Annotated in this window: 16 protein-coding genes; 12 read left to right on the forward strand and 4 right to left on the reverse strand. The window is 70.9% G+C overall.

What is annotated here, in order from left to right; all coding sequences use genetic code 11:
- The first annotated feature begins 111 nt into the window (after positions 1-111).
- From ABD811_RS02690 to ABD811_RS02700, 3 genes are all read left to right on the forward strand, one after another.
- Positions 112-717: a flavodoxin family protein gene (locus ABD811_RS02690; protein WP_344940077.1), complete on the forward strand. Its 606-nt coding sequence runs from the start codon at positions 112-114 to the stop codon at positions 715-717.
- Between the two features lie 220 nt (positions 718-937).
- Positions 938-1381: a hypothetical protein gene (locus ABD811_RS02695; RefSeq protein ID WP_344940080.1), complete on the forward strand. Its 444-nt coding sequence runs from the start codon at positions 938-940 to the stop codon at positions 1379-1381.
- Positions 1378-1869, forward strand: a complete 492-nt coding sequence (locus ABD811_RS02700) for a hypothetical protein (protein ID WP_344940083.1) — start codon at positions 1378-1380, stop codon at positions 1867-1869. The genes ABD811_RS02695 and ABD811_RS02700 overlap by 4 nt, the downstream gene beginning before the upstream one ends.
- Here the strand turns inward: ABD811_RS02700 and ABD811_RS02705 are convergent.
- Positions 1854-2435 carry a cupin domain-containing protein gene (locus ABD811_RS02705; RefSeq protein ID WP_344940086.1) on the reverse strand — a complete coding sequence of 194 codons (582 nt, stop codon included), beginning with the start codon at positions 2433-2435 and terminating at the stop codon, positions 1854-1856. The two genes, ABD811_RS02700 and ABD811_RS02705, sit on opposite strands and share 16 nt — an antisense overlap.
- 80 nt (positions 2436-2515) lie before the next feature.
- Between ABD811_RS02705 and ABD811_RS02710 the strand changes: the two genes are divergently transcribed.
- Both ABD811_RS02710 and ABD811_RS02715 read left to right on the forward strand, forming a co-directional pair.
- Positions 2516-3148 carry a class I SAM-dependent methyltransferase gene (locus ABD811_RS02710; protein WP_344940089.1) on the forward strand — a complete coding sequence of 211 codons (633 nt, stop codon included), beginning with the start codon at positions 2516-2518 and terminating at the stop codon, positions 3146-3148.
- 346 nt (positions 3149-3494) lie between these two features.
- Positions 3495-4433, forward strand: coding sequence for a GlxA family transcriptional regulator (locus ABD811_RS02715; RefSeq protein ID WP_344940092.1), 939 nt, complete (start codon positions 3495-3497; stop codon positions 4431-4433).
- A 282-nt stretch (positions 4434-4715) separates the two neighbouring features.
- On the opposite strand, the gene ABD811_RS02720 is transcribed toward ABD811_RS02715, so the two are convergent.
- Entirely contained in the window at positions 4716-5327 is a 612-nt protein-coding gene (locus tag ABD811_RS02720) for a TetR/AcrR family transcriptional regulator (protein ID WP_344940095.1), read from the reverse strand.
- Between the two features lie 188 nt (positions 5328-5515).
- Between ABD811_RS02720 and ABD811_RS02725 the strand changes: the two genes are divergently transcribed.
- The 3 genes from ABD811_RS02725 (at position 5516) to ABD811_RS02735 (ending at position 9209) form a co-directional block, all read left to right on the forward strand.
- Positions 5516-6664, forward strand: a complete 1149-nt coding sequence (locus ABD811_RS02725) for an FAD-dependent oxidoreductase (protein WP_344940097.1) — start codon at positions 5516-5518, stop codon at positions 6662-6664.
- A 330-nt stretch (positions 6665-6994) separates the two neighbouring features.
- On the forward strand, positions 6995-7678 hold the full coding sequence (locus tag ABD811_RS02730) for an SGNH/GDSL hydrolase family protein (protein WP_344940100.1): 684 nt from the start codon (positions 6995-6997) through the stop codon (positions 7676-7678).
- Between the two features lie 157 nt (positions 7679-7835).
- Positions 7836-9209 carry an MFS transporter gene (locus tag ABD811_RS02735; RefSeq protein ID WP_344940103.1) on the forward strand — a complete coding sequence of 458 codons (1374 nt, stop codon included), beginning with the start codon at positions 7836-7838 and terminating at the stop codon, positions 9207-9209.
- A 3-nt stretch (positions 9210-9212) separates the two neighbouring features.
- Here the strand turns inward: ABD811_RS02735 and ABD811_RS02740 are convergent, their stop codons facing one another.
- The gene (locus tag ABD811_RS02740; protein ID WP_344940106.1) at positions 9213-9857 is read right to left on the reverse strand and encodes a TetR/AcrR family transcriptional regulator; all 645 of its coding nucleotides are present in this window, start codon (positions 9855-9857) and stop codon (positions 9213-9215) included.
- Positions 9858-10024: 167 nt separating this feature from the next.
- Between ABD811_RS02740 and ABD811_RS02745 the strand changes: the two genes are divergently transcribed.
- From ABD811_RS02745 to katG, 4 genes are all read left to right on the forward strand, one after another.
- Positions 10025-11092 carry a hypothetical protein gene (locus ABD811_RS02745; RefSeq protein ID WP_344940109.1) on the forward strand — a complete coding sequence of 356 codons (1068 nt, stop codon included), beginning with the start codon at positions 10025-10027 and terminating at the stop codon, positions 11090-11092.
- 134 nt (positions 11093-11226) lie between these two features.
- A complete protein-coding gene (locus ABD811_RS02750; RefSeq protein ID WP_344940112.1) occupies positions 11227-11811 on the forward strand; it encodes a hypothetical protein in 585 nt (194 codons plus the stop codon).
- A 1225-nt stretch (positions 11812-13036) separates the two neighbouring features.
- Positions 13037-13435, forward strand: a complete 399-nt coding sequence (locus ABD811_RS02755) for a Fur family transcriptional regulator (RefSeq protein WP_344941051.1) — start codon at positions 13037-13039, stop codon at positions 13433-13435.
- A 37-nt stretch (positions 13436-13472) separates the two neighbouring features.
- Positions 13473-15704 carry a catalase/peroxidase HPI gene (gene katG / locus ABD811_RS02760; protein ID WP_344940115.1) on the forward strand — a complete coding sequence of 744 codons (2232 nt, stop codon included), beginning with the start codon at positions 13473-13475 and terminating at the stop codon, positions 15702-15704.
- 139 nt (positions 15705-15843) lie between these two features.
- Here the strand turns inward: katG and ABD811_RS02765 are convergent, their stop codons facing one another.
- Positions 15844-16284, reverse strand: a complete 441-nt coding sequence (locus ABD811_RS02765) for a Fur family transcriptional regulator (RefSeq protein ID WP_344940118.1) — start codon at positions 16282-16284, stop codon at positions 15844-15846.
- Between the last annotated feature and the right edge of the window lie 967 nt (positions 16285-17251).

A 17251-nucleotide genomic window follows, 5' to 3' on the forward strand; every position in this document is an offset into this window, starting at 1 on the left:
GGACCTCCCCGGGGGAGATTGCGGGTGTCAATTGGCGGCCGACGTTTCGGGGGGCTGACGCGGGTAGGTGGGCGCTGTCCCCTACCCCCGAGCACCCGAGGAGGCCGGCGAATGCGCGCCGTCGTGATCAACTGCACGCTCAAACCCTCGCCCGAGCCGTCCAACACCGAGGCCCTGGCCGCGGTGGTGATCGACGAGCTGCGGGCCAGGGATGTGAAGGTCGAGACGATCCGGGCCGTCGACCTGAACCTGCCGCCGGGTGTGCAGACCGACATGGGGCCGGGCGACGACTGGCCCGGGGTGCACGACCTGCTGGTGCGGTCGGAGATCCTGGTGATCGCCTCGCCGACGTGGGCGGGGCATCCCTCGTCGATCGCCCAGCGGGTGCTCGAGCGCATGGACGCGATGCTGTCGGAGACCGACGAGGAGGGCCGCCCGGTGGCCTTCAACCGGGTCGCGGGTGTGGTCGTCACCGGCAACGAGGACGGGGCGCACCACGTGATCAGCGAGATCAGCGGGGCGCTCAACGAGTTCGGTTACACCGTCCCCGGGCAGGCCTGGACGTACTGGAATCAGGGCCCCGGCCCGGGTCCGAGCTTTCTCGACGCCGACCAAGGCAAGGACTGGGCGGTGAGCACGGGCCGCGCGATGGCGCACAACCTGGTCGCGGTCGCCGCGGCCCTGGCCGAACGCCCCATCCCCGCACCGCCCAGCTGAGGGGTGGGTCGGCACCGAGCCCCGCCCCCGGTCCCCGCGAGCACATGCGGCCGTCCGGCCGGGCCGTACCGGGCCAGGTGGCCGTATGCGGACTTCCGGTCTCGCCAAGACGAGGCGGACGCGGCGAGGGGCCTACGCTCGGAACGGGATGATCTTGCGAGCGACGGCTGTGTCCGAGGCGTCCGCGGGGCTCTTCGGTGCCGGCGAGGGGCGGGAGGCGATGGGCATTCGCAGCATCCTGGCCGGGACGGTCGAGCGCTCCGGCGAACTGGGCGTCGCGGAGCCGGAGTACTTCCGGGACCTCAACCTCGACCAGGTCGTCCGGGCGGTCACGGAAGCGGCCGGCCTGCCGGAGGTCGCCGCGTACTTCCACCGTCCGCTGCACGACGCGGACCTGGTCGTCTTCCGGCAGGAAGTCTTCCGCGACCTGGAGGATCCGGTGGTGCGCCGGGTCGCCGAGCGTTTCACCGCGTCGATGGCCAGGACGCGCGCCCGGCTGGAGGCGCTGGCGCGCAGGAAGCACCCCCTCAGGTGCACCGCTGGTTCCTGGAGATCGTGCTCGACCACACCGCGGCGGTCAGCGCCCTGGCCGAAGGGCTGGACGCGGCCCGCGCGACCTCGTCCGGCCTGCGGGCGCTCCGCGACGACGTGGCCGCGCACGTGAACGCCGCGCCGTCGCGCGGGCTGCGTGAGGGCGCGCGGCGCCTGCGCGACCGGCTCGGCGAGGTCCGCTTCGACCTCCTGATACGCGGGGATCAGGTCAGCGTGGCCCCGCACGAGGTTGACGGCCGGTTCGACTACGCCGAACGGGTGCTGGCGACGTTCGAGCGGTTCCGGCAGGGGGGCCGCCCCGCGATCGGCGTGAGGAAGAAGCCCCAGCGCTCGGCCTGGACGCCGTCAAGGCCGGCGTCCTGGATCTCGTCGTCGAACTGTCCCGGGCCTGTTCGGCGACCTGGCCGCGTTCTGCGCGGCCCATGCGAACGCACCGGTGAACGGCGGGGGCACGTCGTCGTGCTGCCCCCGGCCAGCGGCTGTTCCAGACGCTGGCCGCCGCGCTGGACGGCACCGGACCGGTACCGCGCAAGCCGCCTGGCTGCCGTCGTCACAGCGCCGCGAATCGAAAGCGCGGAGCGTCTTCAGGTGGGGCGGTAGCGGGCCCGTGTGTGGAAGCGCTCGCCTTGGGGGCCGAGGATGCTCAGGTACTCGACCGGTTCCGGTTCCGCGTTGCCGAACCAGTGGGGCAGGTGGGTGTCGAACTCGGCGACCTCGCCGGCGGTGAGGATGAGGTCCTGGTCGCCGAGGATCAGGCGCAACCGCCCGTTCAGGACGTAGAGCCAGTGGTAGCCCTCGTGCGAACGCGGGTCTGGCTCCAGGTTGCCGGGGCCAGGGCGCAGGATCTGTTTGAACGCCTGCAGGCCGCCGGGTTTGCGGGTCAGGGGAATGACCGTCATGCCGTTGCGGGTGATCGGCCGCGGGTACACGCGCGGATCGCCGCTGGGCGGGGCGTTGACGAGCTCGTCCAGCGGCACCTGGTACGCCTTGGCCAGGGGGAGCAGCAACTCCAGGCTGGGCTTGCGGTGCCCGGTCTCCAGCCGGGACAGGGTGCTGATCGGAATGCCCGTGGTTTGCGACAGCGCCGTCAGGGTCATGCCGCTGCGTCGCCGCAGTTCGCGCAGGCGTGAACCGACCGCGTCGAGTACCCCGTCGAATTCCCCCATGGTTCCGCTATTGCAGTTTCGGCAACGAACTTTGTCAAGTCGGCGTCGTGCGGGTCAGTGTGGGCGCGGAGGTGGTCAGGATGACCCGACAGCCCCGCGCCGGGCGAGGCACGACAACGGACACACAGTTCTGGGACGAGCGCTACCGCAGCCGCGACCGCCTCTTCAGCGGCGCCCCTAACGGAGTGCTCGTCACCGAAGTGGCCGACCTGCCCCCGGGGCAAGCACTGGACGTGGGATGCGGCGAAGGCGCCGACGCCCTCTGGCTGGCCCGTCGCGGCTGGCTGGTCACCGCGGTCGACATCTCCCGTGTCGCCCTGGAACGCGCCGCTGCCCAGGCCGCGGGCGTCACCCCCAACGTGGCTTGGGCACGCGCCGACCTGACCACGGCGGCCCCTCCCGCCGGCGCCTTCGATCTGGTCTCGGCCCAGTACTTTCCGCTGCCGCGCCGGCCGGACCACGCGGCACTGCGCGGCCTGCTGGACGCGGTCGCCCCCGGCGGCACTCTCCTCGTGGTCAGCCATGACCTCGCCGACCTCCCGCCGGGTGACGAATTCGACCCCAGTCCCTACTACCAGCCCGCCGAGATCGCCGAGCTGCTCGACGCCACCTGGACCGTCCTGGTCAACGAAACCCGCCCACGAACCACCCCACCACCCGCGGGCACCCGCCACACCCACGACACCGTCCTGCGAGCACAACGGTCGCTGTGACCAGCCGGCATGCGGGGACGGCTGGGATCCGACACCGCCGTGGCGGACCGCAGACGCCCCTCGAAGCAGGCGAACGGCGCACCGCCGGGCGGCACGATCTCCCGGCCTGTGAGGCGAGTTTCGTCCCCACGGCGGAGGGTTCCCGCCAGGCCCCACCGCGCGGTCGCCTGCTGTCGCCCGCACATTTGGAGGCCCTGCGGTGGCCGGGATGGCTCTACGTGGCGTCAATGACATCGTCCACCCGGATCTCGCCAAAGCGCTCCCATGGCGGCTGGCCTGGCACGGAACACCTCACATTGCCTCCTGTCAGGCGTGGCGCCATGGAGCGGGCATATAGGTTTCCGCCATGCACACCGTCGCCGTGCTCGCGCTGGACCAGGTGATCCCGTTCGACCTGTCCACGCCGATCGAGGTCTTCACCCGCACGCGGTTGCCCGACGGGCGCCCCGGCTACCAGATCCGGGTGTGCGCGCGGCAGCCGGAACTGGACACGGGTGCGTTCACGTTGCGTTCGCCCTGGGGGCTGGAAGGGCTGAGAGGCGCGGACACGATCATCGTGCCCGGAACCGCCACCCCGACGGCGCCGCTCCCCGGCGACGTCCGCGACGCGCTGCGAGCGGCGGCCGAGGACGGCACTCGCATCGCCTCCATCTGCACGGGCGCCTTCCCCCTGGCCGCCACCGGTCTGCTGGACGGCCTCAGGGTCACCACCCACTGGATTGCGGCCGACCTGCTGGCCGCCGCCCATCCGCGGCTGGAGGTCGCCCCGGACGTCCTGTACGTCGACAACGGGCAGTTCCTCACCTCGGCCGGGGCCGCCGCCGGACTGGACATGTGCCTGCACATGATCCGCCGCGACTACGGCTCGGCCGTCGCCGCCGACGCCGCGCGCCTGTCCGTCATGCCCCTGGAACGCGAGGGCGGGCAGGCCCAGTTCATCGTCCACGACCGTCCGCCCGTCCCGCAGGGATCCGAGCTGGAACCCCTGCTCGCCTGGCTGCAGGACAACCTCGCCCGGAGCCTCACCCTGGACGACATCTCCGCCCACGCCGGGATGAGCACGCGGACCCTGATCCGCCGCTTCCGTGAGCAGACCGGCACCACACCGCTGCAGTGGCTTCACCGCGCCCGCATCCGGCAGGCCCAGCACCTCCTGGAGACCACCCGCCACTCCGTCGAACGCATCGGCGCCCAGGTCGGCTTCGGCTCCCCCACCGCCTTCCGCGACCGCTTCAAGAAGACCGTCGGAGTCAGCCCCAACACCTACCGGCGCACCTTCAGCTGAAGCGCACGACCGGCCGCCGAGCACTGGTGGAGACGGTGGCGCAAAGAGAGCATCGCAAGCTGCGGGGAGCCGTAGTAGATGTGGGGCTCGTAGCCGGGCGCGATGTGGGACTCGCCGCGGCGGTCGGAGAGCCAGCGGCGGGCGCCAAGGTGCTTGCTGTGATCGCGGTGGCGACGCGGGCGGCCGCCTTGCCGTGCGAGGTGCGGCACGGCGAGGCGGGCGGCGCGGCGCAGGTGGACGGGCAGATGACCGCCTAGGAAACGGTGTGGAGCGACCGGGCGCTCACTCACTCGCCGGCGGTGAGGCGCTGGCGGATTGTTGTGACCGCCAACCGTGGATCAGCAGGTCGAACACCGTCTCCACAACCGCGCGTGGATCGTGCCGGCCCCTGGGCAGGGCCCGGGTCTGCAGGACGAACCGCGCGAGTGCCGAGCATGCGAGGTCGTCGGCCTCCCGGCCGAGTTCTGCCGCGATCGCGGCGCCGAGGGCGGCCGCATGGCGCATCCACATGCGCTCGGCGTACTCGCGGAGCGCGGGCGTTCGGTCCACCAGCGCTGTCAGCCGCTCCAGACGCGGATCCGATGCGAGCGGCACCCATGTGCTCAGCGCGTGGGCGCGGAGCGCCTCGACCACGTCCTGGCCCGCGGGCCGCTCACGGACCGCGGCGATCAAGGCCGCCTCGACGTCCTCCTCACGGTCGAAGACCAGCGCCTCCTTGCTCGGGAAGTGCGCGAAGAGGGTCGTCGTCGATACGTCGGCCCGTTCGGCGATGTCGCGGACGCCCACCTGTTCGAAGCCATGCTCCAGGAACAGCTCCAGGGCGGCGTCGGCGATGGCCTGCCTCGTCGCGGCCTTCTTGCGCTCGCGACGGCCAACGGTCGGAGAGTCGGGCATGGCGCCACTGTATCCCACGACTGGAACAGAGCAGAATCCGCATCAGGTCCGCAACTGTAACTGTTGCAGTTATGGATCGGTTTCTGCTTTGGTGGTGTCGTGTTCGGGTGCCGCCCCGTGGGGGGTGAGCACCGGTCGTCGCCGCGTCATGGCGGCACCGGAAGCCCGGCTGACGAAGGGAATCCACCGTGAACGCTCCGACGCCCGCGAACGCGCGGATCAGCATCATCGGCGCCGGCCCGGGAGGCCTCACGTGCGCACGCATCCTGCAGCGGCACGGCATCGCGGTGACGGTCTACGACCGCGATCCGGACGGGAACTCCCGCGACCAGGGAGGCTCGCTCGACCTGCACGAGGAAGACGGCCAGCTCGCGCTCCGCGAAGCGGGCCTGCTGGAGGAGTTCTTCGCGCTCGCCAGGTTCGAGGGACAGGAAATGCGCCGCCTGGACCCGGCGGGGCGCGTCCTGGCCCACCATCTGCCGGACGAGGGCGAAACGAGCAAGCCCGAGATCGACCGCGGACAGCTTCGCGACCTCCTGCTGGGCTCACTGCCCGCAGGGACGGTCCAGTGGGGACGCACCCTGGAATCAGTGAGCGGACCGGCCGACGGGCCGCGAACGCTGACGTTCACCGACGGCACGACCACCCAGGCGGATCTCGTGATCGGTGCGGACGGCGCCTTCTCCCGCGTCCGCGCCGCCGTGTCCCCCGCGACGCCGCGCTACACCGGGGTCGGCTTCCTTGAAGCATGGTTCGACGACATGGAGAACGCGCACCCGGAGCTCTGCGAACTGGTCGGCCAAGGCAGCGCCCACGCCGCCGACGGAGAACGCGGCCTGTTCGCACAGCGCAACAGCGGCGGCCACATGCGCGTCTACATCATGCGGCGCGTCCCGGTGGACTGGATCGCAGCGAACCGGCTTCACCCCGAGGACACCCAGGGCATCCGCGGGCTCCTGCTCGACGAGTATGCGGACTGGTCACCGCGGATGCTCCGAATGATCACCGACAACGACGGCGCCTATGTCGACCGTCCGCTGTTCGCCCTGCCGGCGCCGCACACATGGGAGCACTCGTCCAGCGTGACTCTCCTCGGAGACGCCGCGCACCTCATGCCGCCGTTGGGCGTCGGCGTCAACCTCGCCATGCTCGACGCCAGCGAACTCGCGCTCGCACTCGCCCACTCCACCACCATCGACGACGCCGTACGCGGCTACGAGAAGACGATGCTCGCGCGCTCGGCCGAGATAGCCCAGATGCTCGAGGACGGCGCCGAGTCCCTCCTCGCCGTGCCCGAGGACGACGAGCTCGCGCCGTTCGGTCACGCCGAATCCTGAAATACCGCGCTCCCGATGCGTCGGGCTCTGGTCATCGGAGCCTCTCGAGGGCTGGGGCGCGTCCTGGTCAGGCAGCTGACGCGCGGTTCCGCCGCCCGCCATGCCGACGACGGACACACCACGCCGCTCATCGACCCCGGCCACGACCAGACCCGGCGCGCCCCTCCCCCCAGGCCCGACGATCGGCGAAAGTCCCCTCATCTGTCCACCCAGACCGCAGCTGAGCTGGGCGGATCCCATCGCGGGCACCGGGTTGCACGAGTCCCTTCTCGCTGATCATCCGAGCCTCGCACCTTGATCTAAACATACGGTCGACCGTATGCTTTCGCGGTGAGTCATTCCCCGCACGTCCTCATCGAAGAGTCCGACCCGTTCTGTCTGGGGCCGGTGGAGGCCGCGACGTTGCTCGCCGGGGCCCCGTGGCGCCGGTACGCGGTGATCGGAGACAGCCTGTCGGCCGGCACCGGAGACGCGAGTCCCGGCTACCTGGACCAGGGGTGGTCCGACCGGCTCGCCGGCATCCTGCGGCGCGTCCGGCCCGAGCTGGCCTACCTCAACACCGCAGAGATCGGGGCGACCACGGCCCGCACACTGGACGCACAACTGCACCCGGTGATCGAGTTCCGTCCCGACCTGCTGCACGTGCCGAGCGGCGCCAACGACATCCTCCGGCGCCACCCCGACTTCGGGGAGATCGAGGCGATGTTGCGGCGCATGTACGAACTGGCGGCCGGGACCGGCGCTCTGCTCACGACGTTCACCCTGGGCAGGGCCTTCGTCGTGGCGGTGTTCCCCGACTGGCACGAGCGGGTGACCACGCTCAACGGCATCGTCCGGCGGCTGGCCGCCGAGTACGACGCCGTGGTGGTGGACATGTGGGACCACCCGGTCAACGACCGCGACACCCTGCTGAGCGCGGACCGCATCCACTTCTCGGCCTCAGGCCAGGCGGTCATGGCGGCCGAGATGGTCAAGGCGCTGGCCTCGCGGCTCGGCCGCACCGCACCCGCCTGACCGCCGCCCGCCTGGCTCCTTCCCCTCCATGTCCCCACCCGCGCCCGGCCGGGAGCCTCCGGGCGCGCATTCACAGGAGTCCCTCGTGACACGTGCACGACAAGCGGCAACCGCCACCGTGGCCAGACCAGGTCCGGCGGCCGTTCCATGGACCGCGATGGCGGTCGTCATGATCGGCAGCTTCATGGCGACCCTCGACTCGTTCATCGTCGTGGTGGCGGGCCCCGCGATCCGGGCCGACCTGCGGGCCTCGGCCGGCGACGTGCAGTGGGTGCTGGCGGCATACCAGCTCAGCTACGCGATCTTGTTGATCACCGGCGGACGGCTGGCGGACCTGTACGGACGACGGCGGCTCTTCACGCTCGGCACGGCGGTGTTCACGCTGTCGTCGATCGCGTGCGCCCTGGCCCCGGATCCCGGCACGCTCATCGCCGCGCGCGCCGTCCAGGGCGCCGGGGCCGCGCTGATGGTGCCCCAGGTGTTCGCCCTCATCACGGTGCTCGTCCCTCAGGCCCGGCGGCACAGCGTCTACGGGGTGCTGGGCATGGTGCTGGGCATGGCCACCATCTGCGGTCAGCTCGTCGGCGGCCTGCTGATCAGCGCCGACCTGTTCGGCTCCGGTTGGCGGGCGGTGTTCTGGATCAACGTGCCGATCGGCGTCGCCACGATCCTGCTCGCGCTGCGACACGTCCCGGAATCGCGGTCGGCGGCCGCCCGCACGCTGGACATCCCCGGCGTCCTCGCGCTCAGCGTCGCGCTGCTGCTGACCGTCTTCCCGCTCATCCAGGGTCGAGAGCAGGGCCGGCCGTGGTGGACATGGGTCTGCTTCGTCGCCGGCGCCGTCGCGTTCGGCGTCCTCACCGTGATCGAGCGCGCCGTGGACCGGCGCGGCGGTGACCCGCTCATGAGGCTGTCGCTGTTCCGGCAGCGCTCGTTCTCCCTCGGTCTGGTCCTGGTACTCGCCGTGTACGCGTTGATCAGCTCCTACTACCTGACCCTGTCGATAACGATGCAGGACGGCCTGAACATGTCGGCGTTCGGCGCGGGCCTGGTGTACGCCCCGGCCGCGACGACCTTCTTCGTCTTCAGCCTGGTCGCCGGTCGGCTCGTGCCCAGATTCGGGCGGCGCGTCCTGGAGGCCGGGGCGATCATCATGGCGGCCGGCTATCTGACCACCGCGGTCGTGCTGCTGTCGGGCCCGCGGATCACCCCGCTGCTGGTGATCCCGACGCTCATGCTGCAGAGCGTCGGCGGCGGGCTGCTCATCACGCCCGTGCTGAACACCGTGCTCAGCCGGATCAAGCCGGAATCGGTCGGCATGGCATCCGGGGCGCTGTCGACCGCGCAGCAGGTCGGCAGCGCGGTCGGTGTCGCCCTCATCGGTGCGGTCTTCTTCAACTCCTTCCACCCGGCCACCGACGGACGGGTGCATGCCGCAGGCCATGCCTTCGCGATGGCGTCGATCGGCGCGTGCGTCATCGCCGTCCTGGCGGCCGTCCTGGTCTTCCTGCTGCCCAGGGCGCGCGGCTGAGCGTCACCGCACGGGAGGCCGCAACATCCCCTCGACGATGCGGTGGACCTTGTTCACCGCATCGTCGTCTCCCATGCGCAGGGCCGTGTTGGCCGCGCAGAGCAGCGCGTCGATCTGGAAGGCGGCGAGCTCGGCGTCCAGCTCAGCGATCTCGCCCACCGCCATCGCGTGCCGCAGTTCACCCGCGATCGTCGCGTTCCACTCCTGCTGCTGACGGAACAACTCGTCGCGGACCGGGCCCGGTCTGCTGTCGAAGTCGGCCAGGTTGGCGGCCCGGAAGCACCCCCCGGCGAACAGCGGGGCGGTGGCGTACGTGGTCCAGTGCTCCAGCAGAGCGCGCAGGCGGGCGACTCCGGGGGAGGCGGAGCGGGCCGGCCGGATGACGGCGTCGATGAACATGCGACGCGCGTACTCGACGGTGGCCAGCTGCAGCGCCTCCTTGCTCTTGAAGAGGGTCTGGACGCCGGCCTTGCTGAGCCCTGCCTCCGCCGCGAGCCGTCCGAAGGAGAGGTTGTCCAGTCCCTCCAACGAGCCCAGGTCGACCGCATGCCGCAGGATCGACTCCCGCGTCCTCGCGCCGCGCAGGAGGCGCTTGTCGGTGATCTCAGCCTCGCCATCCGGCAGGGCGGAACCCTCGAAACTCCCCATACGGCCGACCGTACACCTCGACCTCGCCGCGTGCAGCCCGCGAGGAGGCCGGGTGCCGTGCGGCACGCGCATCGCTCCCCCGAGCGGGGGACGTGGATCGGCTTCCAGCGGGAGGTTCCTGATGCGGCGGTCCGGAAGGGTCGGCTCATGACTCCAGAGGGGCATCGATGACCGTCGCGCTCGGAAGAACGATCGCAGGATTCGCGGGACAGTGGCCGCGCTGGTCCGGGTACGCGGCCGGAGGGTGGGCGCTGATCGGGATCGCGCCGGCCCTGTGCTGGGCCGCCGGCCGGGAGACCGGCTCTCCGTTGCGGGATGTGCCCGGCGGCCGGGCCGCGGCCGGGCTGATCGCCTGCTGTCTGCTGACGGGCGGGATCGCCGCGGCGGCGAGCATGGTGCGGCGGACGCCGCGCCGATGGGTGCTCGTCGGCCTCCGGACGTGCTGTGCGCTGGCCGCGGCGGGCACGTTCTCGTTCGTCATGAACGGGCTGCAACTGGTCTTCACCGGGACGGTCGACGACTGGCCGACCTTCGGTGTCGAGGTGTTCTGCGCGGTCGGGGCGGCGCTTTTCGCCGGAGCGGCGCTGGCGTTCCAACGCCGCACGGCGGACACCTGTCCGCGATGCGGCCTCGCGCACGCCGGACGGGACGCGGGCAGGATCCCGGCACCGCCCGCCCCCGCGCCGCGTGCGGTACGTCTGATCGCCTATGCCGGGTCCATGGCGTTCGTCCCGTACATCGTCATGAAGACGACGTGGGCGCTCGGCGGGACGTTCGCCGGGGTGCCCGCGGACGAGGTGGTCGCCGAGTTCGAGCGCAACGGCGCCTCCGGTCTCATCCTGACCCTGGAGAGGTACGGGCTGGACTTCACCACGCTGTCGGCGTTGGTCGGCATCGTGCTGCTGCTAGGGCTCACCCACAGGTGGGGCCAGGTCTTCCCACGTCGGGTACCGCTGCTGGCGGGACGCCGGGTGCCACGCTGGCTCCCCCTGACCCCGGCCTGGCTCGGGGCTCTGACGCTCGCGCCCTACGGCGTCATCGGCGCGATCTTCTACCTGCTGCCGCCTGTGGTGGGCCTGGGCGACCTTCCCAGCGACGGCATCATGACCGGCTGGTCGGGCTGGACGGTCGCCGCTTGCGGGATCGGCGCGTTCGGCCCGTACGGCATCGCCTTGGGCGTCGCCGCCTGGTCGTACCAGCGTCAGACTCGCCCCAAGTGCGCCCCCCAGGCGTGAAGTCCTTCCCGGCTTTGAAACTACCACTGAATCGCAATGCCGGAACCGTTGCCCCGCGCCTATTTCTCCAGCGCTGGGGAGGATGAGAAACACACCATCGTGATCACCTATTCCCACATGAAGGAGCCGTCATCGTGTTCAAGTCGACTGTCGCTCTGACCTCTGCCCTGGTGTTGGCGGCCGTGACGACGACCGTGTCCGCCGTCTCGGCCGCGAACGCCGCGTCCGCCCACGGCACCCCGTCCGCCGGTTCCACGTCCAGCATCAAAGGAAAGGCCCGAATGTACTTTCCCGCGCCCGGACACAACATCTGGGTAACGGTCGACGCGCAAAGCGAATTCACCAACAGCCCCAGCATCCCGACCCGCTCCTGGGGGACGTTCCGCATCTACCACGGGGTCGACCAGCCGGGCGTCCCGGCCAATTGGGGGGATTTCGAAGTCGACTGCCTCACCACCGGCGGCCCCACCGCGACAGTGACCGGACGACTCGTCCGGACCACTCCCGGCGGCCCCTGGGAGCAGGCGGGCTACCTGGAGCGGCATGTCCGCATGGGCGTGAGCTTCTACGTCGCCGGCAAGGGCGCCGGTCCCAGCCGAATCGGGCTGTCCGGGGGCACACCGGAAGGCGAGCCGCTGCTGACCAGGTGCATGGCCCCGGCCGCCGACGCGCCGGTGCTCCATGGCGGCTACACCCTCAAAGACAGGCGCCCCTCCTAGAGCCGAAATCCCACAAAGGCCCTCCTCGATACACAGAATGGGCATTGGAAGCGCCGCCGGCAGTTGAACGTGGGCCTTGCTGTCGTCGGCACCCAAACGCCGTCTGGCATGACCGCCGACACCATCAACGGTTCGACGTGTTCGGATCGACAGCACGCACCCGGTCAGCCCGCCCCTCGACGGGCTGACCGCCCAATACGTGGCGCTCGAACCCGAACGATTCCTGCTCGGGACGTGGGCGCCGCGGGAGGCACCGATGGCCTCGGGGCGGTGCGGCCGGTGGTGTTGTCGCTGTCGGACAGCAGCACGATGTGGGCGGGCGGGGGTCGCCCTAGCTGGCCTGGGCGTTGAAGGAGATATGCCTTCAACGGAAATCCGCGCGTTGACCCGAATCGGGTTTCCTTGGCAAAACAGCAGTGGCCGAGCGAGCCGCATGTGCTCACGAGCGAAATCTGCGAAATGCAAGGCGATTTTCCCAGCGCGATCAGCGTGGCGGCCCCGTATCTGCGGCGGCGAGTGGCTCGCGGGCGTCGGCCACCAGGTCGGGCGGGTCAGGCCCTGTTTCGAAGTGGCTTTAGGCGCGCGAGCGCGTTGCTTGGCCGGTGAGGCGATGCCGGAGGCGAGCGTCACCGGACAGATCGCGAAGCGATGTCGCGCTCGCCAAGGCCCGGTGAGGCGCGAGCCGCCAGCCTCGCGCCGTTGGCCGGGACTGTGAAACACAGCCCAGGTCGGCGAAACCAACGGGTGCGTGGTCGGCGGTCATCGCGTCACCTCCGGAGCGGGCTCGAGCGGGCGAGCGCACGGGCAGATGGTTCGGCGGCCCGGCGGTTCCGTGTCGTCGAGAGCAGCAGGCAGCGGGCCCGACTGGCCGGGCGGCCTCGGCTCTGATCGGCGCCCCGACATCGATCGGACTGCCGCGATCGCAACCGCGTACCCGATGCTCGCGCCCGCCCCGGCAGCCCGAGGTACGGCCCGGTACCGCGTCCGACGCCCTGCCGACCGCCGCCTCGGGCTCCCGGCCGCGTTCGGGGCGGTAGTCCGTCGGCGTGGCTGACCTGCACTTTCTTGGCAGGCCGCACTGGCGGCAGGCGGAGGGGTCGCGCCGGGGAGCGCGGGCCTGTCGTGTCGCACTGTAGGAGCTGATCTTGGTCGACACAAGTTCTTGACTGGTTCCAGAAAGTGGGCCAGTCTCTGGGGCGTGGTCGCACCCTTGGACTTCCAGCAGATGCTGCGCGGGGCCGCTTTGCGCGTGACCCGTCCTCGGGTGGCGGTGCTGAGCGCGGTGCACGCGCATCCGCACGCCGACACGGACTCGATCATCGCTGCCGTGCGCAGGGATCTTCCGAAGGTGTCCCACCAGGCCGTGTACGACTCGCTGCACGCGCTGACGGCGGCGGGTCTGGTGCGGCGGATCCAGCCGTCCGGTTCCGTGGCGCGCTACGAGTCGCGGATCGGAGACAACCACCACCACCTCGTGTGCCGGTCGTGCGGGGCCATCGCCGACGTCGACTGCGCCGTCGGTGAGGCGCCGTGCCTGACCGCGTCCGACGACCGCGGCTTCTCGATCGACGAGGCCGAGGTCATCTATTGGGGCCTGTGCCCCGACTGCTCCACCGCCCAGTAGTTCCCGATCCCCCCGCTCAGCCCCTGGAAGGAATCGCATGGCCGAGAACAACGACGCCGTCCTCGCCGAAGTTAACGAGAGCGAAGCCGGGTGCCCAGTGGCGCACGACCGCGCCCCGCACCCCACGCAGGGCGGTGGCAACCGCGGCTGGTGGCCGAACCGGCTCAACCTGAAGATCCTCGCCAAGAACCCCGCCGTGGCCAACCCCCTCGGCGAGGACTTCGACTACGCCGAGGCGTTCAAGAACCTCGACCTGGCCGCCGTGAAGCGGGACATCGCGGAGGTGCTGACGACCTCGCAGGACTGGTGGCCGGCGGACTTCGGCCACTACGGCCCGTTCATCATCCGGATGGCGTGGCACAGCGCGGGCACCTACCGCATCAGCGACGGCCGCGGCGGCGCCGGGTCCGGGCAGCAGCGCTTCGCGCCCCTCAACAGCTGGCCGGACAACGCCAACCTCGACAAGGCGCGCCGGCTGCTGTGGCCGGTGAAGAAGAAGTACGGCAAGAACCTCTCGTGGGCCGACCTGTTGATCCTGGCCGGCAACGTCGCCCTGGAGTCGATGGGCTTCAAGACGTTCGGCTTCGCCGGTGGTCGCGAGGACGTCTGGGAGCCGGAGGAGGACGTCTACTGGGGTCCCGAGACCACCTGGCTCGGCGACGAGCGCTACACCGGCGACCGGGAACTCGAGAACCCCCTCGGCGCGGTGCAGATGGGCCTCATCTACGTCAACCCGGAGGGTCCGAACGGCAACCCGGACCCGATCGCCGCGGCCCGGGACATCCGCGAGACGTTCCGCCGCATGGCGATGAACGACGAGGAGACGGTCGCCCTGATCGCCGGGGGTCACACCTTCGGCAAGACGCACGGCGCGGCCAACGCCGACGAGCACGTCGGTCCCGAGCCCGAGGGTGCGCCCCTGGAGGAGCAGGGACTGGGCTGGAAGAACAGCTTCGGCACCGGCAAGGGCGGGGACACGATCACCAGCGGGCTGGAGGGCATCTGGACGCCCACCCCGGTGACGTGGGACAACAGCTTCTTCGAGACCCTGTTCGCCTACGAGTGGGAGCTGACGAAGAGCCCCGCCGGGGCGCACCAGTGGAAGCCGAAGGACGGTGCCGGCGCCGGGACCGTCCCCGACGCCCACGACCCGTCGAAGACGCACGCCCCGACGATGCTGACGACCGACCTCGCGCTGCGCTTCGACCCGGTCTACGAGCCGATCTCGCGGCGCTTCCTGGAGAACCCCGACGAGTTCGCCGACGCCTTCGCCCGGGCGTGGTTCAAGCTGACCCACCGCGACATGGGTCCGGTCACGCGCTACCTCGGCCCGGAGGTCCCGGCCGAGACGCTGCTGTGGCAGGACCCCGTCCCGGCGGTGGACCACGAGCTCGTCGACGCGCAGGACGTCGCCGCGCTCAAGGCGCAGATCCTCGCCTCGGGGCTGTCGGTCTCCCAGCTGGTCTCCACCGCGTGGGCGGCGGCCTCGTCGTTCCGCGGCAGTGACAAGCGGGGCGGCGCCAACGGCGGCCGCATCCGCCTCGAGCCGCAGAACGGCTGGGAGGTCAACGACCCCGACGAGCTGGCGACGGTGCTGCGCACCCTGGAGGGCGTCCAGGAGGCCTTCAACTCCGCCCAGACCGGCGGCAAGAAGATCTCGCTCGCCGACCTGATCGTGCTCGGCGGGTGCGCCGCGGTCGAGCAGGCCGCCAGGAACGCCGGCTTCGACATCGAGGTGCCGTTCACTCCGGGACGCACGGACGCCTCGCAGGAGCAGACGGACGTGGAGTCGTTCGCCGCGCTGGAGCCGACCGCGGACGGGTTCCGCAACTACGTCGGCAAGGGCAACCGGCTGCCGGCCGAGTACCTGCTGATCGACAAGGCGAACCTGCTGACCCTGAGCGCGCCCGAGATGACCGTCCTGGTCGGTGGCCTGCGGGTGCTGGGCGCGAACCACCGGCGCTCGCCGCTCGGTGTCTTCACCGACACCCCCGGGTCGCTGACCAACGACTTCTTCGTGAACCTGCTCGACCTGGGCACGACGTGGCGGCCGACGTCCGAGGACGCCGACACCTTCGAGGGCCGCGACGCCGCCACCGGAGAGGTCAAGTGGACCGGCAGCCGCGTCGACCTGGTCTTCGGTTCGAACTCGGAGCTGCGCGCGCTGGCGGAGGTCTACGCGAGCGACGACGCGCGGGAGAAGTTCGTGCGCGACTTCGTCGCCGCGTGGGACAAGGTGATGAACCTGGACCGGTTCGACCTCGTCTGATCCTCAGCTGGTCCTGACGTCCAGGCCGGTCCGCACGGGCCGGCCTGGACGTCCGCTTTTCGGCGGATGCCGGCCGACGTCGCGCCCGAGGCGGGGGTGCGGTCGAGTGGAGGGCGGGCCGGTGAAGGTGCCCGCGGGGTCAGCCGTTCTCGGACCCGGGACGGCACTGCGGGCACAGCCCCCAGAACGTGACGTCGGCCTCGTCGACCAGGTATCCGGCGTCGTCCACCGGGTCCAGGCAGGGCGGATGCCCCACGGCGCAGTCGACGTCCTTGACCGCTCCGCAGTTGCGGCACACCAGGTGGTGATGGTTGTCGCCGACGCGGCCCTCGAAGCGGGCGGGGCTGCCGGCCGGTTCGATGCGGCGTACGAGTCCGGCCGCGGTGAGGGCGTGCAGGGCCTCGTACACGGCTTGAAGGGAGATGTGGCCTACGCGGTCGCGCACCCCGGAGGCGATCGCCTCGACGCCGAGGTGGTCACCGTCCCGGACGGTCTCGAGCAGCGCGACGCGGGCGGCCGTCACCCGCAGACCGGCACCGCGCAACTGCTCGGCGGTGGTCGGGGTCTGGGATGCGGTCATGGCACCGAACCTGCCTTCATGAACGCGAACGATTCGAGACAACGAATGATGCAAGTCTAGTCAAGACGCGGCATGCCCACAGTAAACTACATGCTCGGTCCCGTGTGTGAACACGGAGGGTAGCGCCGCCCTCTCGGCGCCGGCTTCGCGGTGCGGTCTCAGAACACCGGTTCGGGCCGGGTCGCCCCAGTACCCGCAGGCCTGTCGTGTCCGGGCATGATCGCCGTCTTTCGGCGGTACCAGCCACCGCGATGTCGTCCTGAGTTCGAGGAACGGCCGCAGGCCGTCGCGGACGACGCGGTCGTCGTGATGATCATCACGGTGACGGGGCGTCACCGGAACGCATGCCGACGGCCTCGCCGTGATCCCGGCATGGTCGCGGCGCCCCGGAGCCCAGCACACGACGGACACGTCCGCGCCAGCGTGGCCTGCGCTGTGCGGCCACGCCCAGTGGCGGTCGCGGCGCCGACCGGTCCGCCTTCCCGTCCCCCTGCACCTCTCCGCGCCGCCGCCCGTGCCCGCGGTTCACACGCCGTTGTCGGCGATGGGCCACGCCACGGGCGGCCACCCATGAGACCGTGGGGCCGGACCATCGCGCAACCACCGCGTTTTTCCTGCTCAGGAAGCGTGGCGTTTAAGGTGTGCGGCGGAACGGGGCATCGATCGAACGAGTGATTCCCGGTGGTGTTCGCCGTGGCTCTTTCGAGGGTCCGCGCCGGTACCGGTGGGCACGTTGCGGCGATACGCGCGGCGCCGCCCGGCGGTTGCGATGGCGCCATGCCGCCAGATCGTCCGGCGATTTGTCACGCCTTCTGCTCGGGCCGCCACGCCTGAACGCGCACGGCTGTCCGCGCCGCCGACGGCGTTTCTCCGGCCTGGCGGACGTGCACGCCGTCGTCTGCCCCGCCGATCCGGCTCCGGCCAGGTCACCCGGCTGGCCGAGCGCGGCCCCCTCGTCCTCGGGCTG

This window comes from Actinomadura miaoliensis (assembly GCF_039536785.1).
In the GTDB taxonomy this organism is placed as follows: Bacteria; Actinomycetota; Actinomycetes; order Streptosporangiales; family Streptosporangiaceae; genus Spirillospora; species Spirillospora miaoliensis.